At 67.0% G+C, this 26077-nt stretch carries 19 protein-coding genes and 1 pseudogene; 12 read left to right on the forward strand and 8 right to left on the reverse strand.

Features of this window, described 5'->3' with window-relative positions; all coding sequences use genetic code 11:
* Window positions 1–335: 335 nt before the first annotated feature.
* Window positions 336–758: a DUF2752 domain-containing protein gene (locus ACFVKT_RS28825; RefSeq protein ID WP_385736795.1), complete on the reverse strand. Its 423-nt coding sequence runs from the start codon at window positions 756–758 to the stop codon at window positions 336–338.
* Window positions 751–1257 (reverse strand): TM2 domain-containing protein, encoded by a 507-nt coding sequence (locus ACFVKT_RS28830; protein WP_385736798.1) that lies wholly within the window; start codon window positions 1255–1257, stop codon window positions 751–753. Before ACFVKT_RS28830 ends, ACFVKT_RS28825 begins: the two co-directional genes overlap by 8 nt.
* 364 nt (window positions 1258–1621) lie before the next feature.
* On the opposite strand from ACFVKT_RS28830, the gene ACFVKT_RS28835 reads away from it, so the two are divergent.
* Entirely contained in the window at window positions 1622–2215 is a 594-nt protein-coding gene (locus tag ACFVKT_RS28835; protein ID WP_385736801.1) for a hypothetical protein, read from the forward strand.
* 11 nt (window positions 2216–2226) lie between these two features.
* Here the strand turns inward: ACFVKT_RS28835 and ACFVKT_RS28840 are convergent, their stop codons facing one another.
* Window positions 2227–2676, reverse strand: coding sequence for an ATP-binding protein (locus tag ACFVKT_RS28840; RefSeq protein ID WP_385736804.1), 450 nt, complete (start codon window positions 2674–2676; stop codon window positions 2227–2229).
* Between the two features lie 227 nt (window positions 2677–2903).
* Here ACFVKT_RS28840 and ACFVKT_RS28845 point away from each other — a divergent pair, with 227 nt between their 5' ends.
* Window positions 2904–3755: a helix-turn-helix domain-containing protein gene (locus tag ACFVKT_RS28845; protein WP_385736806.1), complete on the forward strand. Its 852-nt coding sequence runs from the start codon at window positions 2904–2906 to the stop codon at window positions 3753–3755.
* On the forward strand, window positions 3752–3964 hold the full coding sequence (locus ACFVKT_RS28850) for a DUF397 domain-containing protein (protein WP_385736809.1): 213 nt from the start codon (window positions 3752–3754) through the stop codon (window positions 3962–3964). Before ACFVKT_RS28845 ends, ACFVKT_RS28850 begins: the two co-directional genes overlap by 4 nt.
* Before the next feature lie 772 nt (window positions 3965–4736).
* Here ACFVKT_RS28850 and ACFVKT_RS28855 read toward each other — a convergent pair.
* Complete coding sequence (locus tag ACFVKT_RS28855; RefSeq protein ID WP_385736812.1) at window positions 4737–5195, reverse strand: MarR family winged helix-turn-helix transcriptional regulator; 459 nt, start codon at window positions 5193–5195, stop codon at window positions 4737–4739.
* A gap of 63 nt (window positions 5196–5258) precedes the next feature.
* Between ACFVKT_RS28855 and ACFVKT_RS28860 the strand changes: the two genes are divergently transcribed.
* Window positions 5259–5627: a VOC family protein gene (locus ACFVKT_RS28860; protein WP_385736815.1), complete on the forward strand. Its 369-nt coding sequence runs from the start codon at window positions 5259–5261 to the stop codon at window positions 5625–5627.
* 138 nt (window positions 5628–5765) lie between these two features.
* Window positions 5766–6354, forward strand: a pseudogene (locus ACFVKT_RS28865) (transposase); the annotation flags it as partial.
* Window positions 6355–6506: 152 nt separating this feature from the next.
* Here ACFVKT_RS28865 and ACFVKT_RS28870 read toward each other — a convergent pair.
* Together ACFVKT_RS28870 and ACFVKT_RS28875 are read right to left on the reverse strand one after the other, a co-directional pair.
* Complete coding sequence (locus ACFVKT_RS28870) at window positions 6507–6929, reverse strand: hypothetical protein (protein WP_385736818.1); 423 nt, start codon at window positions 6927–6929, stop codon at window positions 6507–6509.
* A 13-nt stretch (window positions 6930–6942) separates the two neighbouring features.
* Window positions 6943–13602, reverse strand: a complete 6660-nt coding sequence (locus tag ACFVKT_RS28875; RefSeq protein WP_385736821.1) for an RHS repeat-associated core domain-containing protein — start codon at window positions 13600–13602, stop codon at window positions 6943–6945.
* A gap of 519 nt (window positions 13603–14121) precedes the next feature.
* On the opposite strand from ACFVKT_RS28875, the gene ACFVKT_RS28880 reads away from it, so the two are divergent.
* Window positions 14122–17634: a DNRLRE domain-containing protein gene (locus tag ACFVKT_RS28880; protein ID WP_385736823.1), complete on the forward strand. Its 3513-nt coding sequence runs from the start codon at window positions 14122–14124 to the stop codon at window positions 17632–17634.
* Window positions 17635–17682: 48 nt separating this feature from the next.
* On the opposite strand, the gene ACFVKT_RS28885 is transcribed toward ACFVKT_RS28880, so the two are convergent.
* A complete protein-coding gene (locus ACFVKT_RS28885) occupies window positions 17683–18318 on the reverse strand; it encodes a Uma2 family endonuclease (RefSeq protein ID WP_385736826.1) in 636 nt (211 codons plus the stop codon).
* A gap of 134 nt (window positions 18319–18452) precedes the next feature.
* On the opposite strand from ACFVKT_RS28885, the gene ACFVKT_RS28890 reads away from it, so the two are divergent.
* The 4 genes from ACFVKT_RS28890 to ACFVKT_RS28905 all read left to right on the forward strand — a co-directional run bounded on the left by ACFVKT_RS28890 (window position 18453) and on the right by ACFVKT_RS28905 (window position 20676).
* Complete coding sequence (locus ACFVKT_RS28890; protein ID WP_385736829.1) at window positions 18453–18863, forward strand: VOC family protein; 411 nt, start codon at window positions 18453–18455, stop codon at window positions 18861–18863.
* A 107-nt stretch (window positions 18864–18970) separates the two neighbouring features.
* Window positions 18971–19378 (forward strand): hypothetical protein, encoded by a 408-nt coding sequence (locus ACFVKT_RS28895; protein ID WP_385736832.1) that lies wholly within the window; start codon window positions 18971–18973, stop codon window positions 19376–19378.
* Between the two features lie 5 nt (window positions 19379–19383).
* Window positions 19384–19917 (forward strand): thiol-disulfide oxidoreductase DCC family protein, encoded by a 534-nt coding sequence (locus ACFVKT_RS28900; protein ID WP_385736835.1) that lies wholly within the window; start codon window positions 19384–19386, stop codon window positions 19915–19917.
* Between the two features lie 111 nt (window positions 19918–20028).
* Window positions 20029–20676: a TetR/AcrR family transcriptional regulator gene (locus ACFVKT_RS28905; protein WP_385737325.1), complete on the forward strand. Its 648-nt coding sequence runs from the start codon at window positions 20029–20031 to the stop codon at window positions 20674–20676.
* A gap of 34 nt (window positions 20677–20710) precedes the next feature.
* Here the strand turns inward: ACFVKT_RS28905 and ACFVKT_RS28910 are convergent, their stop codons facing one another.
* Window positions 20711–23113, reverse strand: a complete 2403-nt coding sequence (locus tag ACFVKT_RS28910; protein WP_385737327.1) for an MMPL family transporter — start codon at window positions 23111–23113, stop codon at window positions 20711–20713.
* 177 nt (window positions 23114–23290) lie between these two features.
* On the opposite strand from ACFVKT_RS28910, the gene ACFVKT_RS28915 reads away from it, so the two are divergent.
* Window positions 23291–23980: a response regulator transcription factor gene (locus tag ACFVKT_RS28915; protein ID WP_385736837.1), complete on the forward strand. Its 690-nt coding sequence runs from the start codon at window positions 23291–23293 to the stop codon at window positions 23978–23980.
* Window positions 23977–25455, forward strand: coding sequence for an ATP-binding protein (locus ACFVKT_RS28920; RefSeq protein ID WP_385736840.1), 1479 nt, complete (start codon window positions 23977–23979; stop codon window positions 25453–25455). The genes ACFVKT_RS28915 and ACFVKT_RS28920 overlap by 4 nt, the downstream gene beginning before the upstream one ends.
* Window positions 25456–26077 lie beyond the last annotated feature (622 nt).

The raw sequence follows: 26077 nt of genomic DNA on the forward strand, positions 1-26077 counted from the left end.
GTTGCTCCTGGGATGACCGATGAGAAACCGAAGCGGAGTGCTCCGGGGGAATCCAGGAGGGAACCCATGACAAGAAACGCGTACTGCGATGGCGTACAGCGTTCTGCGCCATCCCCCCTGTGACCCGGGAAGCATAGAGAGATCAAGAGGGAAGGTGGGAGGGAGAACGGTCGATGATCCGGGATCGTTCCATATCCGTGATCAAAATCAGGCCAAGTTCGGGTGTGGGGCCGTGGCTGACGGGCAGTCGTGGGGGTTACGGCCTCGACATGGCTGACGGGCAGTCGCGGAGGCTATGGCCCCGACACGGCTGTCCCCGGGGCGCCTTGCCCGGCTCAGACGATGTTGCGGACCGCGGTCCACGCCACGGCCACCACCAGCACCATCACCTGAGCCCGGGGGCTCAGGGTGGGCCGCCACCGACGCCCGCGCACCCCTTCCAGGAACCAGCGCCCCAACAGCGCGAGCGCGAAGGGGGAGGCCAGCAGCAGCACCCTGTTGTCGTGCCAGGCCGCCGCGAACTGGCCGTGCATCAGGTCGTACACCATGCGGGTGCCACCGCAGGCCGGGCAGAGCAGCCCGGTGACGTAGCGGAACGGGCACTGGGGCAGCAGATGCCCCGGCTCGTGCGGATTCGTGCCGTAGAGATAACCGGCGCCCGCGACCCCGGCGACGAACACCGCGAGGGGTGCCGTCGCCGGGTGCCGCAGGAAGGTCACCGGCGGCCCGGCAGCTCGCCCGGCCCCGGACTCAGCCACGCAGGATCCGCCCTTGGGAGTCCGTGCTGGTGTTGCTCGTGAGCAGGAGGATCCCGTCGATCAGGGCCCAGATGCCCAGACCACCGCAGGTGAGGAGCTGGGCGATCCCGATCCCGACGTTGCCGATGTAGAAGCGCCCGATGCCGAGGGTGCCGAGGGTGAGCTGGAGAACCCCCGCGATGATCTTCGACTTGTCGGAGTACGGGCGGCCGTAAGGGTCGTAGCCGTACGGGGCGTTGGGATCGCCCGTGTACATGCCGGGCGGCACGGCACCCATCGGGTAACCCTGGCCCGGGTACCCCTGCTGCGGATAGCCGTACGGGCCGGGCTGCTGGTATCCGCCCGGCTGCTGATAGTCCCCCGGCGGCGGCTGATACGCGCCCGCCGGACCGGCCCCGTACGGGCCCGGACCGCCGGGCGGGACGGGGCCAGGGTTCGGATAGCCGTAGGCGGGCGGCTGGTCCGAGGGCGGCTGCGGCTGCTGGGGCTGCTCGGTCATGGTGTTCTCTCCTGATCTCCGTGCGCGGGCCGTTGGACAGGCCTGTAGGCCAAATGACCGGACAGGGCTGCCGGTCATATTGCAGGAGGGGGTGGCCGGGAGAGAAGTCGGCTCCCCGGTTACGCACATGGGCACGTCCTTCGTACTACGAGGACCCGGGAACCGGAACCCCGCGCGGCCTGGCAGCCGAAGCCGGAACACTTCCTCGCCTTCGTCGGCGTAACCGCACCCCTCGTCCGCCAACCCCCGACTCACGAGCTGACCGAACCCTGCATTCCAGGAAGAGGATTGGGCCGCCGGTCAGGGCTTTCTGGTGTCGGTGGCTGGTCGTATGGTGCGAGCAACAATGTGGAAGGAGCATGGGATGGGGTTTTCGGGAGACTTGGTCTTTGGCCGCAGCGAACGTCCGCTGCTGGAGGCACCGATCTTCGGCAGCATCCCTCGACAGGCCAAGTCGACCATACCTATATGGTCGCGGCCGGGTGGCTGGCAGACGCTACAGCTCGACTACGGCCTGTGGAGCGAGGCAGACCTTCCTGCGCTGGTCGAGTGGACAGGGACGGGGGCTTGCGTTGCTTCCGTCTATGACAGTGACGTCGCACTCGTGACCGGCCTGAGCACCGACGGAGCGCGGTGGCAAGCCTGTCTGAACCTGGAGTCGGCGTCAGCACTCTGGGCTGAGGAGCCCGAGGACATCGATGACGTGAGCCTGTGGGTGGATACGCCAGATTTCAGGGAGGCCGTGCGACGCAAGCATGCAGAGCTGGAACTCGAGTTGCCAACGTCAGCGCAGGGCGCGTTGGCCTGGGCTTCAGCGGTTGGCTTCGAGGGAAGCGCAGAGCTGGCCTCCATCGAAGACCTTTTGCTGTCCCAAGAGCTCTTCGTGGAGGAACTGTTCGACGCGTTGCTTGACGCCTTGGGCTTCCCGGAAGCAGCAGAGACGCTGAACGTGCCATAGGAAGCGCGGTCTTAGGCGTACGGGGCACGCCACTCCGCCCACACCTCCTTGCCGCCGCTCCCACGACGCCCGTCGACGAGAAGGTAGTGCCCCCACTCGTCGGCGCACGCCCGCAGGAGCCGGAGCCCGCGTCCGCTCTCTGCGTCGAGGTCCGTCCCCGGGCCCTCGCAGGGCGTAAACGGGCTGCTGTCCCACACGCTGAACAGTAACCGCCCACCGACACGCACGAGCCTGACGGCGACGGGATCCGTAGTGCAGGCGAGGGAGTTGGTGACCAGCTCGGAGGCGATGAGCTCGACGTTGTCCAGGACGAGGTCGCGTACGCGGTACCGGGTGAGTACGGCGCATACGTGGGCGCGGGCGATGCCTGGCCCGAGGGGCGAGTGGGGGATCCGGAGGGCGTACTCCCAGTCGGCGTCGAGCGGGGAGTACGCGAAGTCTTTCAGGGCCAGTTCGGTCATGGCCGTAACTCCTCGTTGAGGTACGGAGGTTGGATGGGTGAGTCGGGTGACGCGGGCGGTGGCTCTGTCGCAGTCCGTTGCGTTGCACTGGCGCGGTCAGGGCGGTGCGCTTCCGGGGATCCCGGTGCCACGGTGGGTAGTTGGCGTGACACTGAAGGTAGGGGAGCCGGAGTAGGGTTACTACCATTTCCGTCAAACCATTACCCTGAGAGTGAGAGGACGGCGGATTGCCGCCAAGGCCGGCAGCGACCGTACGGCAGCAACGCATCGGCGCCGAGCTGCGCAAACTGAGGGAGCGGGCAGGTCTCAACTCTCGCGAGGCGGGCGAGTTGCTCAGCGTCAACGCAGCGCGCATCAGCTCCATCGAAGCCGGACGCTTCGGCGTCAGCGTGGACCGAGTCCGTATGTTCGCCACCAGCTACGGCTGCTCGGACGAGCCGTACATCGAGGCGCTCGCGGCCATGACCGCGGGACGGGGACGCAGTTGGTGGGACGAGTACCGAGAGATCCTGCCCTCCGGACTAGTCGACCTGGCGGAGCTGGAACACCACGCCAGGGCGATTCGCACAGCCCAAGTCGCCCACGTTCCGGGGCTGTTCCACACGGTCGACTACGCACGTCTGGTCTTCAGGCAGTCCATCCCCAAGCTGTCCCCGCCCGAGATCGAGTACCGCGTCACGCACCGCATCAAGCGGCAGGGAGTCCTCTTCGCGAAGAACCCGACCCCATACACGGCGGTCATCCATGAGGCCGCCCTGCGCATGCGCTTCGGCGGCCGGGACGTCACGCGCGAACAGCTGAAGCACATCGTCGAGATGAGCGAGCGGGACCATGTGACCGTTCTCGTCATCCCCTACGACGCGGGCATCTTCCCCGGTGCTGGGCAGACCGTCCTGTACGCGGAGGGCCCCGTCCCCCGTCTGGACACCGTGCAGCTCGACGCCGAACATGGGTCCGTATTCCTCCACGCCGACCTCCAGCTGGAGAAGTACCGCACGTTCATGACCCACTTCGAAGCGGTGGCCCTTAAGGAGTCCGCTTCCCGAGATCTGATCCGCGAGATCATCAACGACCTATGAAAGGCTCCGAAGTGCCCACCCTCCACTGGCAGAAGTCGTCCTACAGCAGCGAAGGAAACAACTGCCTCGAACTGGCCACCGCCTCTGACGGAACGATCCGCCTCCGCGAGTCCGACGAACCCGCCGTCACACTCACCCTCCCAACCCGCAGCCTGAAGTACCTCATAGGCATCGCTTGCGAGAACCCGCTCCCAGCATCCAAGGCATAGGCGACCAGGTGCAATCCGGCAGCGGACCATGCGAACGCCGGACCTTCAGAAAAGAAGGACCCATTCTCCGGTTCTTCCATGACCGTCTCGATCAACTGATTGAAAAGCCGTCCGTCGTAAAGGAATCCCGAGTAATCGCCGGGCATCCTGACCTCGTTGATCACGGTGGGTTTGTGGGCTATGAGGCTCTGGGAAGCCCAACCTGTCGAGCAGCGCAGTGAACAAGTCCTCCACGAAGACCACATGAGAACGCAGCAGTTCCTCGATCAATGTCGCCTACGCTCCCTCCCTGAACCCAGCACTTGCAGCCAATGCCAGGGGACCTTCCACGGAGGCCTCCACCTCCGCACGCTTGGGACTCACCACCTCGGCAAATTCGGAGGTGCCCACCCACAAGCTCGTGTCGTCAACGTCTTCAGGCTCCTCCACCCACAGCGCTGCCGCCAATTCGAGGTTCAGACACTCTTCCCGTCGGCCCCATCCCGGTCACCAGCGCGACATCACTGCCGTAGAAAGAAACGAAACAGGACGCAGCCCTGCTCCATTCAACCACCGCAAGAAGGACTGTATCCGGGTCATCCAACAGACCGTTGTCGAATTGCAGCGCCTGCCAGCCGCCCGGCTGGGCCACCAAGAACGTATCGCACCTTTGGCGGCTCATCGCAGAAGAGGGTGCAGTCGGGGGCTGTCGGTTTTCGAGGTCGCCTGCACGGATTTCCACGCTCGACTGCACTCCTGTCAGTGCTCGGCGAGACGTGCGCCGAGGAACGGGCTATGCACCGTCGCTGCCATCGCGCAGGGAATGAATCACGCTCTGCAGGATCCGGAACGCGCCTGACTGCTCGGTCTCGGTCATACCGACCAGCATTCTGACCTCGACGGACCGGACCGCTACGGTCGCCTTCTCCAGGCTCCGTCGGCCGCGCGGTGTGAGCCGCGCGGGAAGAACCTTCCCGACGGGCGCCTCCGTAGGCCTGGTCACGTAGCCCTCTCGTTCCAGGGCCTGGAGCAGCACGTTCATCGTCTGCCGTGTCACGAACGCGCCACGCGCGAGCTCGGAGTTCGACAAGCCCGGCCGTTGAGCCAGCAGCTCGAGGCAGGAGTAGTGCGTCACGCTCATCCCGAGTGGCCGCAGCACCTCCTCCATGGCTGCGCGCAGGGCACTCGAAGCCTCTTTCAGCAGGTAGCCCAGTGATTTGTCGAGGTCGACGCCGACACCGTTTTGACTCATGTCAGAATTCTGACACACATTGGCATGTGTCAGAAATCTGACACGACGAGAAGGAGCATCACCATGCCCGCCACCGGCCCCGACTTCATCTCGCTCCAGGCGCGCGACCTCGACGCTTCGCAAGCGTTCTACGAGCAGTACCTCGGCCTCGTCCGCTCGCAGGCCGGACCTCCGCACGCTGTCGTCATCGAGACAAAGCCGATCGCGTTCGCACTCCGCGACGTCGTTCCCGGCACCGATCTCGCATCCGTTGCCCGGCCCGGCGTCGGTGCCGGGATCTGGCTCCACGCCACCGACGCCCAGGCCATCCACGATGCTCTCGTCGCCGACGGTCACACCACCGTCTCCGCACCGATTGACGGCCCCTTCGGCCGGACATTCACCTTCGCCGACCCCGACGGCTACCAAGTCACTCTCCACGACCGCGCCTGATACGCACAACGCCACCGGACGATCACCGGTCCCGAAGACCGCGATTGCGCCCGAGGCGCAAGAATCCGGGCGACTTTCATTGGCTCTTCGCATTTAACCGCGTAGACCGGTCTGGTACGTCGGGGGCAGAGGTCGAGGTCTTCCGCGGATGAAATCCCCGACGCAGTCGCGGTGATGGACCCGTTTCACATTGTCGCCCTGGCCGGCGATGCGCTGGACTGATGCCGCCAACGCGTCCAGCAAGACACCTGCGGGCACCGCGGCCAGGTCGGTGATCCGCTCTACGGCATCCGCAGAGTGCTGCGCACCGGCGTCGGCCTGCTCACCGACCGCCAACACGCCCGACTCACCGCCGTATTCACTGCTGATGAGCACGCTGCGGTTGAGGCAACCTGGGGCACCTACCAGCGCATCGTGTCCGCCTACCGACACCCTGACCGCCGCGCCGGCAAGACCGGCCTCGCCGCCATCATCAAAACAATCAGCCACGGCGTCCCGGCCGGACTGACCGAGCTAAGTCGACTCGGCAGAACACTCAAACAACGCGCCGCTGACGTGCTGGCCTACTTCGACCGACCCGGCCAACGGCCCGACCGAGGCCATCAACGGCCGACTCGAACACCTCCGCGGCACCGCCCTGGGCTTCCGCAACCTGACCAACTACATCACCCGCAGCCTGCTCGACACCGGCGGCTCCAGGCCCCGACTACACCCTCTTCTGCGATGAGCCCTTTGGCCGCCTGATAGATGCTGCCGAAAACCGGCGCCTCCAGCAACGGACGCTCACTGCGGCCAAAGATCACGTATCGGAAAACCCCAACCGTACTCCCTCCAATATCCTGCCCGCACCGTACGACCAGTCGCCGACAACGACACTGATCAATCCGGAAGAGTTCCTCCAGAGGCCAGCCATTCGCCTGAATCAAGGAATACAAAAACCCGGCTCGGGCGCGGAGAATCGTACACATAAACTCTGATTCCCCACTCTCCCGTTCGTGGCAGAGGAAATGTCTCTTCATCCGGGTCAACCGCGCCGGTGATACACAAGAAGGACGATCGGAACACCATCGAGCCATCAAATACGACGCGCACATCGGGGATGTCACACTCGCCAACATGAACCTCGACGCGCACATCTCCTTCCGTGTCGCTTCGAGTAGCCACAAAGAGGTGACCGGGAAGGGCCATCACCTCCTCTTCCCCAGACTCCGCGTTGGGCTGATCTTCCGTTTCGAAGTCCCTAATCGACACGAGCCCAAATTGGTTCGAAATATCCTCCGAGTACAGCATGTGACTGGCCATTTAGCCTCCCTGATCAACCTGCAACGTATACCCCGTCCTCTCGCTGTCGAACATTGATTACGGCAACAAGGAACGGATCATTCCTCTGCATCTTATTAGACCTGTAGAAGGCTGACAAATCCGTACCCTGCTTCTGCTGCTCCGAGTTCGGCACGCCCCTGGTCTGAGCATTGAGCCCACCTTCACGAGTGGACGCGAAGGGGTACTCGTCACAGCTACCAGGGCCAGACCAGGCGCTTTTGCAGCCAGCGAACTCCCGGTTCTCCTCGTTCTCCGCCTTACTCTTTAGGTAATGCAACAGAACCGGATGCCCCTTATCGATTGCAGACCTATCGTTAATCGCTATCTCTGGGGTCCGCTTACCATCTACCACAAATACGGGCAACTCTCTACACTGCCCCTCTCGAAGCCCCGTGGAACTCACGCAGTTACCGACAACCTCATCCCACTGCCCGTTCGACAGCTTATCAGGCTTTGCGAAAAGCTTGTCCCAACGAATCTTGATCTTCTGATCTCGAAACAGCCTGGAGAGGATCCCTGGGATAGCTCTCTCAGCCACCTTTTTTACTGCGGGAGCTCCAGGAGGAACTACCACCCCTATTTTCGGCGTAAGAAGCGTGTTACGCACCACACCGTCAGGATTGTTTTTGATGTGCTCAGGCTTGCTGCCGACGTTGCAGGTCCCCAAGGCACCGCAGTCGCCGCCACCGTCGATTGTGAGACCGGTCGGGTCGGAATGGGAGATCGGGCTGTTGTTGGAGTACGCGTACCCGTTCATCTGCAGCGGATCAGCAATGTCGATGACCGGGTCAGCCGACAGAAATCGGCCCGTGCTCTGGTCGTACTCGCGAGCACCGATATGGGTCAGGCCCGTTGCCGCGTCATCGACGCCGACGCCCAGGTAGCTCCGCTTGTTGGGCCACGCCGTCGGCTTCGCGCCTCGCACTTCGCCGTACGGCTTGAAGGCGCGGCGTGTGACCGGCTGGCCGGTCGACAGTTCCACCGACGTGTTCGCCGTGCCCAGTTGGTCGGCGATCAGGGCGCTGAGCTTGTGGCCCGTCGTCGCGGCGTTGCTCGTCGTGCGGACGACCGTCGGGGCGCCGGCCTGGCTGTAGGCGCGGGAGGCCTGGGTGATCGCGCCGGTGGCGTCCGTTGTCACCTCGGTCTCGCCCAGGTAGAGCGTCGAGCCCGACGGTGAGTTCTCCACGATGCGGTTGCCGGCGGCGTCGTAGACGTATGTCGTCTTCTTGCCGTCGTCGGTGATCGTGTCGAGCTTGTTCTCGGACGTCCACGTCAGGTTCTGCGTCGTCGTGGACAGGTCGCGGACCTCGGTGTTGCCCACCGCGTCGTACGTGTAACTGCTGCCCTTACCGGACGGGGTGGAGCTGATCCAGTCCACGGTGTGCGGCTGTGTGGTGCCGTAGTTGTAGTTGAAGCTGACTTTCTTCGTCGCGTCCGCCGGGTCGTGCTCCGTCATCGCGGCGCGGTTGCCGAGCCAGTCGAAGGTGAACGACTGGCGGTAGGCCGTGGCGCCGGTGGCGACCGTAGCCGGCTCCGGGGCAGTCGCGGCCAGGGTCGACGTCAGTGACGCGTCCGGGCTCGACACATCGGTCGACGCGTCCGGTGCGTCCGCCACCGGGCCGGACGAGGCCGCGTAGTCGGTACGGCGACCCCAGGTGGCTCCGTCTGAAGACTTACAGCCGGTGCCGTTCCCGGCAGGCGTGACCTGCGACGTCCAGGCGTTCACCAGCTCGCCCATCACGTCGTACGTGAAGCACTGGTTGTCCCACGTCCCGCTCGAAGGCTCCCCCAGCTGACGCGCGTTGGAGGTGATCATGCCGGACGCGTCATACGAGTAGTAGCTGTCCGTGATGCGGTGCGGGTCGGCGGTTTCACGGTCGGTGACCGTGCGCTGGAGGCGGCCGGTGTGCGGGTCGACGAAGTTCGTCGTCCACACCCGGTTGGGCTGCGCACCGGAGACCGTACGCAAGGCCTCGCCGTACGGCGAGTAGGTCACGTCGGACGTGTACCAGGACTGGCCCGAGGTCGACTCGGGGAGGCCGTCGCTGTTGTAGCGGGTGACGACCTTCTCCTTCGCCAGCCCGCCGACCGCGGGCAGCGTGACCGACAGTGGGTTTCCGGTCGGGGTGTAGGTGTACGCGTAGCTGTACGTGCCGGAGACCCCAGCCGTCGATGCGTTGGCCGGGATCACCGTCTCGGTTCCGGTGGGCTGGTAGTCGGTGTTGTAGCCGGTGACTCGGTTGATGTAGTCGCCCGCCGAGGTGTGGCGGGTCGAGGCGACCGGCTGCCCGAGCGCGCCGGGCAGGCTGTCGTACGTGAACGACTTGACGGGGGCCGCGGTGGCGGAGCCCTCGCGGACGTACGTGACTCGGCTGAGTACGTCGTACTCCGTGTACGTCGTCCGCGACTTCGCGTCCGTAGTTTTGTTCGGCCGGTCGGCGGCGTCGTACCAGGTGTCTGTCCTGCCGACGTCCGGGTCGGTCGTGGACGTCACCCGGCCGCGGGCGTCGTACGCGTATGTCCAGGCATTGCCCGCCGGGTCCGTGACCTTGGAACGGTTGCCCCGGGCGTCGTACTCGTAGGCGGTCACCCGCCCGTCGGCAGTACTTCCCGCGTCCTTGTAGTGACGGACCGAGGTGACGCGGCCCAGGGCGTCGGTGAAGGTCCGGGTCCGCGGGACTGTCGAACCTGCCGGGTCCACGTACGTGCTGGTGTCGTTGTAGTACGTGTAGGTCGCGTGGACGTAGTCGCCATCGTGATAGGTCGATTGGCGTACCGAGCGCTCCAGTCCGTCATACCGCAGCTTGACCGAACTGGGGATCAGAGTCTTGGACTTGGGGGCGAAGAGTTCGGTGGCGGGCTCGCCCTTCGCGAGGTAGCCACTCGTCTGCTCGAAGGGCAGCCCATGGTCGTTGTAGGTGATGTCGGTGATGATCCGGCCGGGGCCGTGGGCCTCGGACTGGGCCTGGACCTGACGCATCAGCCCGTCGTAGATCGTCACTTGGCGGCTGTAGGAACCGTCGTCCTTCAGGGTGCTCGTCGTGACCGCGGCGGGACGGGTCTTATCGGACGTGGCGATCGCCGGCTGGTACTCGATCTTCATGTCCGGCGACTGGCTGCCCGAGGAGTGTGACGGCGACCAGCCCTTCACCAGGCGCCCGAGAGCGTCGTACTCGTTGCGCGTGACGCGGTTGTTGGCGTCGGTGACCGTCAGCGGCAGGCCCCGGCCCGGTTCGAAGGTCGTGGTGACCGCGTGTTCCTTGGCGTTGAGGGTCACTACCTGAGTGACCGGTCCGCCCTCGTCCGCGGGGGTGTACCTCGTCTCGGTCTTCTGAGCGCCCGGCTTCGTGACGACGCGGACGCGGCCCAGCGGGTCGTACGTGGTCGTCGTGACGGCCGAGTACGAGGTTCCGGCTCCGTCCACCCCGGCTTCGGAGGTGACCAGGCCCCTCGTCGGGGTCGCTCCGTAGCCCTGGCCGTCGTAGCTGTACTGCGTCGCGCTGATGAGTTTGGTCGCCGGGTCCGCCGTGTCGTACCCCGCGCACGAAGTGCCCGTGCTCCGCTGCTCCTTGACCCGCCCGATCAGCCACGCCGACGTGTTATGAACGTAGAGCGTCTTGGTGCAGGTCTGATCGGAGAGGGTCTCGGCGGTGCCGTTCGGCTTGACCACGGCCGTCTCGACCTGGATCGGCAGGCCGTACGTGTCCTCGACCGAGGTGACCGTCCGGACGGTCTGCCAGTCCGTGGCGGCCGGCTGCTCCTTACTCCCGACAGTCTGTATCTCGTCCGTACGTCTGATGCCGCTGCGGTGGGCGAGCAGCGGGTCCAGGTCCACGCCGGTCTCGGCCTCCCGCGTGCGGGACGCGGTCTGCTTCGACCAGGGGAAGTTCAGCGTCCGCCTCTGCACCCGCTTGTCGGAGTCGAGGTATGTGATGCTCTCGGCCGGCGTGCCCGCGTACTGTGGCGCGTCGTCCGCGAGGAGCGTGTACATGCTCTTGGAGTCCTTGACCTCACCTCCGATGCCCTGGAAGTACCTGGTCACCCCGTACGACTGGGACTTCTCATCGCCCATCGTGGAGGTCGATGTGCTCCCCTTGCTGACCGCCACCTGCCGGTACCCGCGCCAGTCGCTGAACGTTCGCAGGGCCGGGCGCGTGAACTCGTCGTCCGACTTGGACCAGGCCGGGCCCGTGTAGGTGTACCTGGTGTGGACCGGCTCTCCGTGCGACGTGACCTTGTCCGTCTCCGTCACGGAGTGGACCACGTACTTGTTGAACCATGCCTTCGCGGGCGTCTTCTCGTCGCCGTCCGGGGACCAGCGGACCGGGTAGCAGGTGCCGTTGTTCTTGCCCTTGTCCTCGGAGGGCTCACTCGCGCAGCCACCGGTGTACTCGACCTCGATGTCACCGCCGTACTCGGTGGAGACGGTGCCGATGCGGGGGCGGGTGAAGCCAGGTCGCTGGTCGTTCGAGCCACTGGAGACCAGGTTCGGAAGCTGACGGTCCTTAAGACGACCATGCAGAGGCGATGCCGCGCTGCCACCGACGGTGTACTCGCCGAAGCTGATGCCGCTCTCCGACTGGAGGATGCCGGTGGAATCGCCCGGGGCGAACCCGCGGCGCGTGATCGAGTTCAGCCAGAGGCCGGGAGACGTGTCGTACCAGTCCTCCGGGAAGGACTGATGGAGGGTGTAGGTGTCCACCTTGCCCAGGCCCGTCTGGCCGGCACGGGCCGCCTTCGTCGTCACCGTGTCCAGACGCATCTGCGTCCAGAACGACGGGAACGGCGGGCAGAGCTTTGACGTGGACTTGCAGTTGAGGTTGCCGGGGGTGTCCCACCAGGGGCGGTACGCGCCCGGGTCGTCGGTCTTGGCGAAGTTGTCGGCCACGCAGGCCGCCTCCGACTTGAGGCAGCGCTGCTTGGCTCCGAACTCGACCGTCGCGGACGGCTTCGTCAGGTCCGCACGCATGCCGTACTCGATCGTCGCCGGGTAGGCGAAACGCTCGTACTGCTCGGGGGTCGTGAACTTCTTCTTTACGGCGTAGTAGTTCGTTTCCTGCTTCCAGGTGACGACCAGCGCATTGCCGTGGACGTCGACGACCTTGTCCAGGCCCCAGCGCCAGGCCTGCTGTTTGCCCGCGCCGCACCGGGAGTCGGCGAAGGCTGTGGCGTGGCAGGGCTCGTTGGGGTGGTTGCCGAAGACGGGGACCGTGGAGACGGAGTCGGTGTCCGCGTGGCCGCCTCCGACCTGGTTGAGACCGTAGTAGTACTTGGTGCCGTCCGTGGTGGTGACGATCCAGTACTCGCCGTTGTTGTCGCCGTTGCTGCCGCCGGTCCGGCGCTCGACGCGGGTGCCGTCGTCCTGCTGGGGGCGGTAGACCTCGGTGTCGGTTTCCGGGTTGCTGCCGGCCGGCGCGTCCCGCACCAGCTCCGTTGTCTTGCCGCCCAGGGACATCACCGCGTTGTACGACACCCAGCACAGGTCGGACGTCTTGTCCTTCTTGGCCGTGTTGTTGGGGGTGCCGGAGTTCAGTGTCTTGCGGTCGTCCTGGCAGGAGCGGTAACGGCGCTCGATGTGGCCGGGGTCGTAGTCCCAGCCCTCGCCGATCCAGGATGCCTGCGGCGAGGAGACCGCCGTACGGCCGTCCACCGTCTGGGAGTTGTAGTTGAGGGAGATGCCGGGGGCCGGGCCCGCGGGCGCTGCCGGAACCGTCAGCGGATAGGACCAGGTGAACGCGCCGGACGAACCACCCGCCTCCCACTTGCCGCTGGAGGCGAGCGGGGTCGCCTTGAACGAACCTCCGCCGCCACCACCGGAGTCGACAGCGCCGAGGACCGCGGTGTCGCCGCCGGCCGCGACCGGGGTCACCGAACTCCCGTAGGACGCCTGGGCGATCGAGGGTCCGTCGGAGCCGGTCGTCCTCGCCGCTGCCGGGGTAACGGTTCCGTCGGCTGCCGTGTCGACCGTGGCGGTGATGGAATGGGTCTTCGTGTCGTTGGTCGTGTCCAGTTCCTCGTACTCCTGGCACGCCTCGACGTTCGGGGTATCGAGGTAACACTCCGGAAACTGCACGAAGCGCAGACGGGAGGCCCAGTCTGCGCCGTACAGGTTCTTGAACTTGGCGTAGTCGAGCTTGACCGAGATCGGAACGGATCCGGTGGCCGGGGCCAGGACGGTCAAAACGGCGCCGTCGACGCCCTGGGAGACGGGCGCGGCCCGGTCGAAGACCCTGACCTGCCAGGTCCCCGTCGGCGCGGACTGGTCGGGGGCCTGCCCGAGACTGACAGGCAGGTCATCAACGGGCGTCAGGGCGACCTGCTGAGCGCTCGTCCCCGTGCGTGCCACGGTCGCTGTCACACCCGAGGTCGCGTCGAAACTGACCGTCCCGATGTCGGCGGGCAATGCCGTCGCTGTGCCTGCCGGGGCCTGTTGCAGGTCCTTGGGGACGTCGGCCTTCAGGGTCTCCAAAGCCGGCTCGAAGACCTCGCCCGAGACCGGCGCTTCCTGGTCGAGCGTTTCCAGGTCGAGCGTCTCGCGACCCGTCTCGGCTGCCGCGGGGTCGGGCGGCAGCGCCAGCGACTGGGCCGGCAGGAGCGCCACCAGGAGAGCCGCCCCGATGGTGGGCACGACCACCGTGCGCAGGCGACGCACACGGCGAGGGCGGGCATGCGAGAAGCGTCCGAACACGGCGAAGTCCCCCCGGACCACTGGAAGCGGGACCAGGTTCGGGCCACGCGTGATGGCGTTTCAGATGATGCCGATTCTGTGTGGGACTTGTGATGTTCCGCTAGATCACCTGTGCGGATGTGATGATCGACACGGTACGTAACATCTCGTAGCGGTCGGTAGCGGTCGGGCCTGCACCCACAGGGATCAAGGTGCGCTTCCACGCCTCCCCGACCTATTGAGTGATTCGTCAATTCCCTATACGAATCACCCTCGAAATGCAGGTCTTGAGGGAGCCTTTATGGCGTTTCGCACCCAAGGCCGTTGCCCGGCAAGGGCCTTGACGCCCCACACGTCCCACCATCATTACAGTCGGGCCGGCTGATCCACTCAGCGCCCTCCCCGCTCGCAAAGGGTGACGACAGCTTGCTCATAGGTCATCATCGGCGAGCCCGGTCGCGCCCTGCCACGCGCCGGTTCCAAGGGGAGAAGGGGACTCGCCCGATGACGCGCAACACGCGCAACTGGCGCCGGATGCCTGGCCGCCGTACCAGCACGGCGATACTCGCCGCAACGGTCGCCGCGACCGGCATCACATACGCCGGCCTGCAATTGGGCGGCTCCGCCCCGCGCAACGAAGTGAACCGAGAGCGCAACACCAATTCGGTCACCGAGAGCGTGGCCATCAGCCAAGCCGCCAAGACGGGGAAGTCCGTTGAGGTCACCGCGCTGCGCACGGCACGCTCCACCACCTGGGCACGGCCCGACGGTCAAATGGCGAAGCAGCTGTACTCCTCCTCGATCCGCGCCAAGGTGGGCGGCGAGTGGAAGCCCATCGACTACAACCTGCAGCGGACCAAAGACGGTTGGGAACCCGCGGCGACCAATACCCGAATGGTGTTCTCGGCAGGTGCCGAGGGAAACGACTCCGAGGGACACGGTGACCAGCGGGCTTCGCGCTCCACGGTCCAGCGCGCCTCCCTGGTCAAGGGTCCCGCAGCTGCCGCAGACGCCACCGCAACTCCCCTGGTGACCCTGTACGTTGCGGATCACGCCATCCAGCTCACCTGGCCCGGCCCGGTACCCACGCCGATCATCGACGGCTCGCGGGCCCTGTATCCGGAGATCTTTCCGGGCGGCGACCTGGTCCTCACCGCGGACGACGACGGGTTTGCCCAGTTGGTCGTCCTGAAGAACCGTCAGGCAGCGGCCGACCCGCATGTCCAGCAACTCGCTTACGGGATCAGCTCCGCTGACCTCACCTTCCGCCTCAACCCGGTCTCCGGCATCGTCACCGCCGAGGACGCCTACACGGACGAGGTCGCGATGTCGCCGACCCCGCTGATGTGGGACAGCAGCGGCTCCCCGGCGGTCACCGACGGCGGTGTGGGTGCCACCGCCCAGCCGACCGCTTCCGAGGCCCCCGACCCGACGGATTCACCCAGTTCCACGCCGAGTGAGAGCGAAAGTCCGAGCGCCGCCGAGGAAGAGGAAGTCGAGTCGGACGAGCAGGCCGATCCGAGCCCCGAAGAGCTGCCCTCGGCTTCCGACGGACCCGAGCCCACGGTGTCGGAGTCCCCGCTGCCGTCCGCGCCGCCCGAGCCGACTCCCTCCCCCTCACAGACCGGTTCGGGGTCCACGCTCAGCCTGCCCTCCCTCGACGGGCCCTCCCCCGACTCCCTCGGCAACGTCGTCGAGGCCGACCTGTCCGGTGGGAACTGGCTGCTCACGCCCGACCAGGACTTCCTCGCCGATCCCGCCACCACGTACCCCGTCTTCATCGACCCCTCGGTCAAGAAGCACACCCAGAACTGGACCACCGCCTACAGCCGCCACCCCAACGCCACCTTCTACAACGGCAAGGGCTTCAACAAGGGCGGCACCCACGAGGCCCGCGTCGGCTTCGAGTCCGACACCTGGGGCACCTCCCGCTCGTACTTCAACATCGCCTTCGACAAGGATCTCAAGGGCACGAAGATCACCAGTGCGAAGCTGCGCGTGCTGGAGACGTACGCCTGGTCGTGCAGCGCCCGCTCGATGAGCGTGCACCTCACGCGGGAGATCAACTCCCACACCAACTGGAAGAACGCACCAGAGCTGCACGACGGCAACAAGTTCGCGACCAAGAGCTTCGCCCACGGCTACAAGTCCGGGTGCCGGGACGCGTACGAGACCTTCGACGTGAAGAAGGCCGCACAGAAGCGGGCCGACGCGGGCGAGGACACGATCACGTTCGGCATGCGCGCCCGTGACGAGCACTCCCAGTACGCGTGGAAGAAGTTCCAGGCCAACGGGGACAACGCGCCCGTCCTGGAGCTCGTTTACAACCGGAAGCCGGTCATCGACTCCACGTCGCTCGACCTCGGTCCCGAAGGCAAGTGCACCACCAGCAAGCCGTACGTCCGCATGGCATCGTCCAACCTGACGTTCACCGCCCGGGCGTCCGACAAGGACAAGAACCTCGACTATTTCGACTTCGACCTCTGGCCCACCAAGAAGTGGACCACGACGGGCGATCTGCTGGGCAGCAAGGGCAAGGTTTCTGCCGGTGCTGACAAGGACACCGCGCTGCGCACCACGAGCGGCTTCTCCACCGACAGCCTCACCAACGGGACCACCTACTCCTGGCGCGTACGTGCCTTCGACGACGCCAATTCCAGTTCGGCCTACTACCCGGTCAAATCAGCGTGCCAGTTCGTCCTGGACACCGCCGCCCCCCGGCCGCCCAAGGTCAGCTCCACCGACTTCCCGAACGCCGACGCCCGCGAGAACGGCTTCGGCAGTGGGGCCGAGGACGCCAAGTGGAGCGTCAAGAAGTTCGGCACAGCCGGGTCGTTCACGTTCCGCGCGCTCAACACCGACGTCGTGCGCTACGAGTACGGCTTCAACGCCCCTTCGTACACCGGCAGTGTGAACCGTGTGAATGGATCGGCCACCACCATCAGCGCCACCATTTCCAACGCCAAGCCTCCGACGGCCGGCCCGAACGTGCTGTACGTCAGGACCGTGGACAGCGCGGGCAACGTCTCGGAGCCGACCAAGTACTTTTTCTACGTCACCCCCCGCGACCAGGCTGACGCGCCAGGCGACTTCACCGGCGACAAGATGCCCGACATGATGGTCGTCACCAAGGACGGCAACCTGGCCCTCTACCCTTCGCAGGCCACCGTCGACCTCACCAAGGGCACCGGCGACCTGGACTACGGGATGCCGGGCGCGTACCGGGCCAACCCGGCAAAGGACCCCAACGGCGATGACCTGCCTCCGTACGTAGCCGCTTCCATCGGCCACTTCAGGGGTTCGCTGATCACCCACAACGGCGACATCACCGGCGGCGACGGCCTTCAGGACCTCGTCGTCCGGGTCGGAGGCAAGCTGTGGGTGTATCCCGGGGACGGCTACGGCGCCGTCAACATCGACAAGCGTCTGGAAATCCTTCTGCCGGAGGGAGCGCCCAGCCCGGCGGCCATGACGCAGATCGTCAGTGCCGGGGACGCCACCGGCGACGGGCGAACCGACTTCTTCGCCACCGTCTCCTCCGGCACCACCGAGGAGCTGTGGGCCCTCACCGGCTATCACGGCGCGACCATCGACCAGGCGACCCGCCTGATCACCTCCACCGCCTGGCTGGACCGTGACCTCGTCACCGTCCAGGACATCAGCGGCGACGGCGTCACCGATCTCGTCTACCGCATCGACAGCTCGGGCCGGCTGCTGCTCCGCAAGGGCATCGCCGCGAGCGGTGGCGGTGTCGATGTGAACTCGCTGGCATCCGCGGCCAACTCTTCGGGCGGGCTGGATGCCGAGTACAGCGCGACGGGCTGGTCCAGGAGCGACATGCCGTTTCTGATGGGCACGCCCGACACCAACGGCGACCTGATCCCCGATATGTGGGCCATACGAGCCGACGGATCCGTGGCGTCCTATCCGGGGAGCAGGACCAGCGTGGTCCCGGCGTCCGGAACGCAGGTCATCGCTCCGTCCGCCCTGTGGCTGGCCCGTATCGCCATCGGGTGAAAGCGCGCGGGGGAGTTCGCGGCACCCGCGGACTCCCCCGCCGCCCGGTCAGTCCCGAGGCTCCGCCGAACCGCTACGGCGCCGGTTGATCGCCGTCAGGTCGATCTCGACCTCGAACGGGACGGTGAGCTTGAGGCGGTCGTGGAAGATTCCGGTGAGGGCGTAGGACTTGGTGGCCGGGTCGAGTTCGTAGACGTAGACGACGGGGAGACCCTTGTCGTCGTCTTCCTCCACTCGCCAGAAGTGGGGAAACCCTGCGGCGGCGTACTTGCGCGGCTTGACTTCGCGGTCGCGCACCCGGGACTCGGTGGAGACGACTTCGACAGCAAGGACAATGTCCTCAGGCCGGAACGAGGTCTGGCGAGGGCCGGTGTTTGCTTCCACCGGGAAGACCACGACGTCAGGTTCAGGCCGGTTCTTGACGTCCAGCTTGATCGTCATCTCCAGCAGGACGTCCAGATGCTCCGGCGCCTGCTTCCGAAGGGCGTCCCACAGCAGCAGCTTGCAGCGCGAGTGGAAGGCGGTCTGCGGACTCACAAAAACGAGGCTCCCGTCGATCAACTCCGTGTGCGGCGGGAGGCCAGGAATCCGGTCGAGGTCGTCCGCCGTCCAGCCCTCGACGGGCGGGATCGGCCAGCGGTACGCCGGCTCGTCGTCGAGCCCGTTCTCGGATGCGGCGGCCATGAATGCTCCCATGCGACGGAGTCTCGCCTGTCGGTTCAGCGTACCCAGGGGGAATGTCACCCGCCTCCCCCCATCGGGTGACCCCCACGGTCAGCCCCCCGGGCCCCCGAAGCGCATCCACCTAATCTGACGACATGTCAGATGATGAGTCGTACGAGCTGCTCGGGTTCGACAATGTGCTGCTGCCCGTCGGGAATCTCGACGAGGCCGTGAGTTTCTACGAGCGGGCCGGGTTTCCGGTCGCGTTCCGGCTCGACGAGGCCGGGATCGCCATGCTGAAGGTGGGCAAGGAGACCCCTGGAGTACTCCTTCGGCTGGACGAGGAGCTGAGCCGGCGGGCGCCCGTCTGGGCCTCTGTGCGGGTGTGGCTGGAGGTGCGGGACGCGCGGGCCGCGGCCGGGATGCTGGCCGCGGCGGGTGTCCCGGTCCTCGATGCACCTTTCCCCGGCGCCACCGGATGGACCGTCGAGATCGCCGACCCCTGGGGCAACGTCGTCGGCCTCACGGACTACAGCAAGCGACCCGAGCTCAGCCGGCAGGCCTGACTCCCCTCGACCCACCCCACCCCGACTTGAACATGTTCAAAAGCAGGTCTACATTCTTTCTCGACAGCGTTTTGAACGCGTTCAAGAAAGCATGGAGGGGTGGGGACATGGACCTCACGGTCATCTCGTACGTCATCTATCTGCTGGTCAGCATCGCGCTGACCATCTGGGTGGCGCGCACGCTGAGCAAGAACGGGCGGATCTTCCTGGCCGACGTACTGCACGGGAACGAGAAGCTCGCCGACGCCGTCAACCACCTGCTGGTGGTGGGCTTCTACCTCGTCAACCTCGGATTCGTCGCGCTCTATCTGAACGGCGACGACGAGATCGCGGACGCCCGCGGGATCTTCGAGGCCCTGTCGACCAAGCTCGGCGTGGTGCTGCTCGTGCTCGGCGTCATGCACCTCGGCAACGTGTACGTGCTCAACAAGATCCGGCGCCGGGGAGTCATGGAGCGGGAGCAGCTCCCGCCCGTCACGCCGACGGACTGGATCGCTCCGTCGGCCGGGGCGTGACCCCCATGGCCGGCATCCCAGCCACCCGGGACCGGGACGCCGCGCGCGTCCCGGTCCTCGGGCTCACCGTCCTGTACGACGCCCAGTGCTCGCTCTGCTCCTTCGTGCGCGACTGGCTGACGAAGCAGTCGCAACTGGTGCCGCTCCGGTTCGTGCCGGCCGGGTCCGAGGAGGCGCGTGGCGCATTCCCGGCGCTCGACGACCGGGCAACCATGGAGGAGATCACCGTCGTGGGGGACGGCGGGCAGGTCTACCGGGGATCCGCCGCCTGGGTCGTCTGCCTCTGGGCACTGCGTGAGCAGCGGCCGCTCGCACACCGGCTGAGCACCCCTGCGGGTGCGCGTCTCGCGAAGGGTGCGATGCTCGCCGCCGCCAAGTGGCGTGCCGGCCACAAGACGGGCGGGAGCCTTTCCCACGGAGGAAGCCTCCCCTACGAGGGGAGCCTTTACTACGGAGGAGACGGATGGGCGTACCACCCCCGGACGGGCTGGACCTACAACCCTCCCGGCTGTGCCGGCGGCACCTGCTCCACTCGTTAGGCTCCTACCGTGCCAGCACCGACAGACAGCCCCGGCTCCGACAAGACACCAGGGTCCGCAAAGGGCCCTGCCAAGAGCGAGCAGACCCGCGCCCTGATCCTGGAGACGGCGATGCGGCTGTTCCAGGAGCGGGGTTACGACAAGACGACCATGCGGGCCATCGCCCAGGAGGCCGGGGTCTCCGTCGGCAACGCGTACTACTACTTCGCCGGCAAGGAGCACCTGATCCAGGGCTTCTACGACCGGATCGCCGCCGAACACCAGGCGGCGGCCCGGGAGGTACTGGACCGGGAGACCGATCTGGAGGCCCGGCTCGGCGGGGTGCTGCGGGCGTGGCTGGAAATCGCCACGCCCTACCACGAGTTCGCGGTGCAGTTCTTCAAGAACGCCGCCGACCCGGACAGCCCGCTCAGCCCCTTCTCCCCCGAGTCGGAGCACGCGCGCGAGGAGGCCATCAGCGTCCACCGTGAGGTGCTGTCCGGGGCGAAGACCAAGGTGCCGGCGGAACTCCGCGACGCGCTCCCGGAGTTGATGTGGCTCTCCCAGATGGGGCTCGTCCTGTACTGGGTCTTCGACCGGACCGAGGGGCGTGAACGCAGCTACCGGCTCGCCGAGCGCGGCGCCCGCCTGACCGCGCGTGGTGTCTCGCTGGCCCGCTTCCGTATCCTGCGGCCCCTCGTCCACGAGGTGCACGAACTCTTCACGGACTTCCTGCCGGGGATGACGAAGGCACTGCCCGACCCCGCGAAGAAGCACTGAGGGGCGTGCTCCCGGAGCACGCCCCTCCTGCACCTCAGGTGACCGCGTCGACCTCCCCGTCCGCCAACTCCACGTCGTGCACCAGCGGTTCATCGGTCACGACGACGTGCCGGGCATGGGGCGCGTACGAGGGTGCCGTCGTCGCCAGCAGATACGTGCCCGGTGCCGGGGCCGAGACGATGTAGGAGCCGTCGGCCAGTGAGCTCACGCGGTCCAGTTGGCGGCCGCCCTTCGAGAGCAGCAGGATGACCGCGCCGTCGACCGGCGCGCCCTCCCCGTCACGGACGAAGCCGTGGACCACCGTCGTACCGGCGGCCGTAGGAACTGCGTGCTCCGCGTCCTCCTTCGGCTCCACCGCGAGGTGCGGCAGCCGCTTCTCCAGTCCGGCGGGCAGCCACCAGTTGGAGTTGCCGAGCAGATGCATCGCGGCCGGCACCAGGGCCGTACGGAGAATGAAGGCGTCCAACGCGACGGCTGCCGCCAGGCCGACGCCCGCCATCGCGGCGCCGGTGTCGCCGCTCAGGACGAAGGCCAGGAAGACGCAGACCATGATCAGGGCGGCGGAGTTGATGACGCGGCTGGTCTCCGCCAGGCCGACGCGGACCGCCCGTGCGTTGTCCCTCGTGTGCACCCATTCCTCGTGCATCCGGCTCACCAGGAACACCTGGTAGTCCATCGAGAGGCCGAAGAGGAGCGAGAGCATGATGACGGGCAGGAAGGAGTTGATCGGGCCTTCCTTGCCGAGACCCAGCAGGTCAAGGCCCCAGCCGTACTGGAAGACCGCGACGAGTACGCCGAAGGACGCGGCGGCCGCGATCAGGTTCATCACCGCGGCCGTCAGCGGTACGACGATCGAGCGGAAGGCGATCATCAGGAGCAGGAAGCCCAGGCCGATGATGGCCAGGATGAAGTACGGCAGCCGGTCCGCGGTCACGGACGAGAAGTCCTTGGACACGGCTGTCACGCCGCCGACATGGGCGCTGACGCCCGCGTCCGGGATCACCTGGTCGCGCAGGGTGTCGATGAGCTCGTCCGTCTCGACGGACTGCGGTGACGTGGTGGGCACCACCTGGATCACCGTGACGCCCTGGCCGGGCGGCAGGGCGACCACCTGGGCGACGCCCTCGGTCGCGCGGATGCCTGTGACCAGGGCGGCGGTGTCGGTGCTCTCCGTGACCACCTGGAGGGGGCCGTTGAAGCCGGGGCCGAAGCCCTCGGCGAGCAGGTCGTACGCCTGCCGGGTCGTCGTTGAAGCGTCGTCGTTGCCCTGGTCGGTCGTACCGAGCCGGAGCGACAGCAAGGGCAGGGCGAGGACCGCCATGACGACGACGGCCAGCGCGGCGATCTTGCGCGGGTTCCGCTCGACCGTCGCGGACCAGCGCACCGCCAGGCCGCTGGTGCGTTCGGGCTGCGGTCCCTCGGCGGCGAGCTTGCGCCGCTGGCGGCGGCTGAGCACCCGGGTGCCGAGCAGGCCGAGCAGCGCGGGCAGCAGGGTGACGGCCGCGAGGACGCTCAGCACGACGGTGATCGCCGTGCCGATGACCACACCGTCCAGGAAGCGCAGGTTCATCACCAGCATTCCGGCGAGCGCGATGACGACCGTGCCACCCGCGAACAGCACCGCCCGGCCCGAGGTGTTGAGGGCCGTGACCGCCGCGTCCTCCGGCTTCTCGCCGCGCATCAGACCGCGCCGGTGCCGGGTGACGATGAACAGCGCGTAGTCGATGCCGACGCCGAGGCCGATCAACGTGGCGAGCAACGAGGCCAGTTCGGGCACGTTCGTGACATGGCTGAGGAGCTGGGTCGAGAACATGCCGGTGCCCACGCCGAAGATGGCGATGCCGATCGGCAGCAGCATCGCGAGGAACGAGCCGAAGGCCAGATACAGCACGATCGCGGCCGCCCCGACACCCACCAGCTCGGCGAGACCGGTCGGCGGTTCCTGCACGCGCTGGATCGCCTGGCCGCCCAACTCCACGTCGAGGCCCGCCTGTTCGGCGCCCTGCGCGGTGTCGACGACGTCCTGGACCAGTTCCTTGGGCACCGCGTTCGCCTGCTCGGCGAAGGTGACCTGGGCGTACGCGATCCGCCCGTCCTTGCTGATCTGCGCGGCGCCCCCGGCCGCGTACGGGTCGGTGACGTCACCGACGCCCTTCATCTTGCCGATCTCGGCAAGCGCGGGCTCGATCCGGGATCGTATGGAATCGTCCCGCACCGATCCGCTGTCGACCCTCCACACCACCGTGTCGGTGTCGCCCGCCCGCTCCGGGAAGGCCTTCTCCATCAGGTCGTACGCACGCTTGGAGTCCGTGTTGGGAAGAGAGAAAGTGTCCGCGTAGTTCGTGCCCGCGGCCGAACCCGCGAAGCCCAGTCCGAACAGCGCCCCCACCCACAGCAACAGGACCACCAGCCGGTGCCGATAGCACCACCGCGCCAATGTCGCCACGCTCAACGCTCCTTCGTCGGGTCCCCCGGGTCCTGAGCCCTCAGGATGTCGAGACCTCCCGGCGCACGGCAGCGCCCGCCCATGACTCACAAGGAACTCCAATGACTCTCAAGGAACTCCAAGGGGCGGAACGGGCCCGCTGTCAGTGGCTCCGCGGATACTGGGGGCATGAACGCTCACGAGGGAGCCACCGTCCTCGTCGTAGAGGACGAGCCGAGCATCGCGGACGTCCTCACCATCGCCCTGCGCTACCACCGCTTCGAGGTGATGGTGGCGGGCACCGTCCGCCAGGCACTCACGCTCGCCGAGCGCACCCGACCCGACGCGGCGCTGCTCGACGTGATGCTGCCGGACGGCGACGGCCGGGCGCTGGGCCGCGAACTCCGCGTACGCCAGCCGGACCTGGCGATCGTGTTCCTCACCGCACGGGACGCGCCCGCCGAGATCGTGGGCGCCCTCGGCTTCGGCGACGACTACATCACCAAGCCGTTCAACATCGACGAGGTCGTCGCCCGGATCACCGCCGTACTGCGCCGCACACGCCCGGCGGACGTCCTGCCAGAGCGCCCGCCCCTGCGGTACGGCGACCTGGAGCTGGACGAGACGACCTACCGCGTGCACCGCGGTGACCACACGGTGGAGCTCACCCCCACCGAGTACGCCCTGCTGCGCTTCCTCGTCCGCAACGGCGGGCGGATCGTCCCCAAGGAGCAACTCCTGCGCCACGTATGGCAGTACGAGCACTCGGCCGAGTCGACCGTCGTGGAGACGTACATCAGCTATCTGCGGCGCAAGCTCGAACCACTGGGTCCGCAGATGATCCAGACCCGCCGAGGCGTCGGATACGGGCTCGCATGAGCGTCTGGCGCGCGGTGATCCCGTCCGTGAAGACCGGTGGATCCCGCTGCCATCACCATGGGATCCACTCGCTGCGCGGCGGGCTGACCCTCGCGAACGTGGCGCTGCTGGCCCTCGGCATCATCGTGGCGACCGCGGTGAGCCTGATGGGCATGCGGCACTATCTGCTCGACCAGATGGACACGGATCTGGCCAAGACGCGCGACTCACTGAGCAATTCACAGCTCACCATGCGGCAGATCGACTCACTGAGCGCACTGGCCTTCATACGCGACCGGCTCGTACCGGAATCGGACAGGTCGCCGACGCCGGACTCGATCTACACGGCGGTCGACGGGGACGGCACCGCCGTCAATATCGGCGGCCTCAAACTGACCGGTTCCCAACTCGCTCTGGCCGCCGCCGTGGACGACCCGCGCGTACTCACCGACGACCCCGAACCGCACGACGTCACCGTGAACGGCGCCGACTACCGTGCCACCGGGGCGCGGCTCGCCGACGGCACCTACGTCCTGCTCGCCACCTCCACCGACGGCCTGCACAACGGCATCGCGAAGGCCCTCAAACTCGATGTGGCCATGGGGGCACTGCTGTTGGCACTGCTCGGGTGCATGACCATGTTCAGTGTGCGGCGCCGGATGCGGCCGCTGGAGGACATGGTGGAGACCTCGTCGGCGATCGCCGAGGGGGACCTCACCCGGCGGGTGCCCTCCAACCGCCATCCGACCCAGGAGGTCGAGCAGCTGCGGATCGCCCTCAACTCCATGCTCCACCAGGTCGAGTCGGCACACCGGACGCGTGAACAGAGCGCGGCCCAGCTCCGCCGGTTCGTCGCGGACGCCTCTCACGAGCTGCGCACACCGCTGTCGGCGATCCGCGGCTACCTCCAGCTCATAGAGAAGGGGATGCTGCCCGATCCGGTCGAGCGCAGACGGGCCTGGGACCGGATGCACGCGGAGGCCGACCGCATGGGCCGCCTCGTGGACGAACTGCTCACCCTCGCCCGCCTCGACCAACGCCCCGAACTCCGCTTCAAGAACGTCGACCTGAGCCGTCTTGTACGGGACGCCGCCGAGGACCTACGGGCCCAGCAGCCGAGCCGCCCGGTGACCGTCGGCGCCGAGGGAACCCTCCTCGTGCACGCCGACGAATCAGGGCTACGACAGGTACTGGGCAATCTCGTGGGCAACGTACGCACGCATACGCCCGCGGAGGTGCCGGTGCGGCTCGGTCTGGAGCGCGCGGACGGTGTCGTACGACTGTGTGTAGCGGACGAGGGTCCCGGGCTCGCGGAGGACGACGCGGCGCGTATCTTCGACCGGTTCTTCCGGGCGGGCGGCGGGGCGGGCAGCGGGCTCGGCATGGCGATCGTGCAGGGGGTGGTGACGGCGCACGGGGGCGAGGTCGCGGTGCGGACCTCGCCGGGCGAGGGGCTGGCGGTGACGGTGGTGCTGCCGGCGCGGGGACGGGCTTGAGGCTGTACCGGGCCTTTGCTCGTCCTGCGTGGGTGTGATGCCCCGCGTGAGTCTGCTTGGTGCTCGTGAGTCTGCTTGACCAGATACGGTGACCCGCTTGACCGGAAGCGGACCTGGATGATTGAACGGGGGCCACCACCGTGCCGTACACAAATGCAGGTGGTACCGGCCTGACCTGTTCACGCTGATCCGCCATCTGCCATCCGCCGCACCAGCACAGCGCACCGCACCGCACCGCACGGAAGGACCGCCGGGTTGTCGTTCAACACGAGCTCTCGCCAGCTGCCGAAAACGAGCGAGACGACGGATGAGACGCAGGCACCTCAGGAGCAGGAGGAGGGCCTGACGCCGGAGGCCACTTCCGCGCCCGACCCCGCGCCAGACGCCGACCCCGCACCCGTGCCCGTGCCCGAGTCGACGCCGGAGGGCACGCCGGAGGGCACGCCGGAGGCGACTTCCGAGGCCACGCCGGAACCCGTAGCGGAAGCGGCCACCGAACCGACACCGGAACCCACAGCGGAAGCGGCCCCCGAACCGCCTGCGGAAGCCACCACCGCCGAACCCGCAGCAGAACCCACAGCCGAAGCCGCCCCCGCCCCCGCCCCCGAGGCAGAACCCACAG

It is taken from the genome of Streptomyces sp. NPDC127595 (genome assembly GCF_042671685.1).
GTDB lineage: Bacteria > Actinomycetota > Actinomycetes > Streptomycetales > Streptomycetaceae > Streptomyces.

What these genes read in the sequence shown, in the direction of transcription:
- ACFVKT_RS28905 (WP_385737325.1), top strand. Translation starts at nt 20,029, where the DNA reads ATGCGGCTGTTCCAGGAGCGGGGTTACGACAAGACGACCATGCGGGCC.
- ACFVKT_RS28870 (WP_385736818.1), bottom strand. Translation starts at nt 6,929, where the DNA reads ATGGCCAGTCACATGCTGTACTCGGAGGATATTTCGAACCAATTTGGG.
- ACFVKT_RS28920 (WP_385736840.1), top strand. Translation starts at nt 23,977, where the DNA reads ATGAGCGTCTGGCGCGCGGTGATCCCGTCCGTGAAGACCGGTGGATCC.
- ACFVKT_RS28895 (WP_385736832.1), top strand. Translation starts at nt 18,971, where the DNA reads ATGGACCTCACGGTCATCTCGTACGTCATCTATCTGCTGGTCAGCATC.
- ACFVKT_RS28835 (WP_385736801.1), top strand. Translation starts at nt 1,622, where the DNA reads ATGGGGTTTTCGGGAGACTTGGTCTTTGGCCGCAGCGAACGTCCGCTG.
- ACFVKT_RS28855 (WP_385736812.1), bottom strand. Translation starts at nt 5,195, where the DNA reads ATGAGTCAAAACGGTGTCGGCGTCGACCTCGACAAATCACTGGGCTAC.
- ACFVKT_RS28830 (WP_385736798.1), bottom strand. Translation starts at nt 1,257, where the DNA reads ATGACCGAGCAGCCCCAGCAGCCGCAGCCGCCCTCGGACCAGCCGCCC.
- ACFVKT_RS28885 (WP_385736826.1), bottom strand. Translation starts at nt 18,318, where the DNA reads ATGGCCGCCGCATCCGAGAACGGGCTCGACGACGAGCCGGCGTACCGC.
- ACFVKT_RS28850 (WP_385736809.1), top strand. Translation starts at nt 3,752, where the DNA reads ATGAAAGGCTCCGAAGTGCCCACCCTCCACTGGCAGAAGTCGTCCTAC.
- ACFVKT_RS28860 (WP_385736815.1), top strand. Translation starts at nt 5,259, where the DNA reads ATGCCCGCCACCGGCCCCGACTTCATCTCGCTCCAGGCGCGCGACCTC.
- ACFVKT_RS28915 (WP_385736837.1), top strand. Translation starts at nt 23,291, where the DNA reads ATGAACGCTCACGAGGGAGCCACCGTCCTCGTCGTAGAGGACGAGCCG.
- ACFVKT_RS28900 (WP_385736835.1), top strand. Translation starts at nt 19,384, where the DNA reads ATGGCCGGCATCCCAGCCACCCGGGACCGGGACGCCGCGCGCGTCCCG.
- ACFVKT_RS28840 (WP_385736804.1), bottom strand. Translation starts at nt 2,676, where the DNA reads ATGACCGAACTGGCCCTGAAAGACTTCGCGTACTCCCCGCTCGACGCC.
- ACFVKT_RS28880 (WP_385736823.1), top strand. Translation starts at nt 14,122, where the DNA reads ATGACGCGCAACACGCGCAACTGGCGCCGGATGCCTGGCCGCCGTACC.
- ACFVKT_RS28890 (WP_385736829.1), top strand. Translation starts at nt 18,453, where the DNA reads ATGTCAGATGATGAGTCGTACGAGCTGCTCGGGTTCGACAATGTGCTG.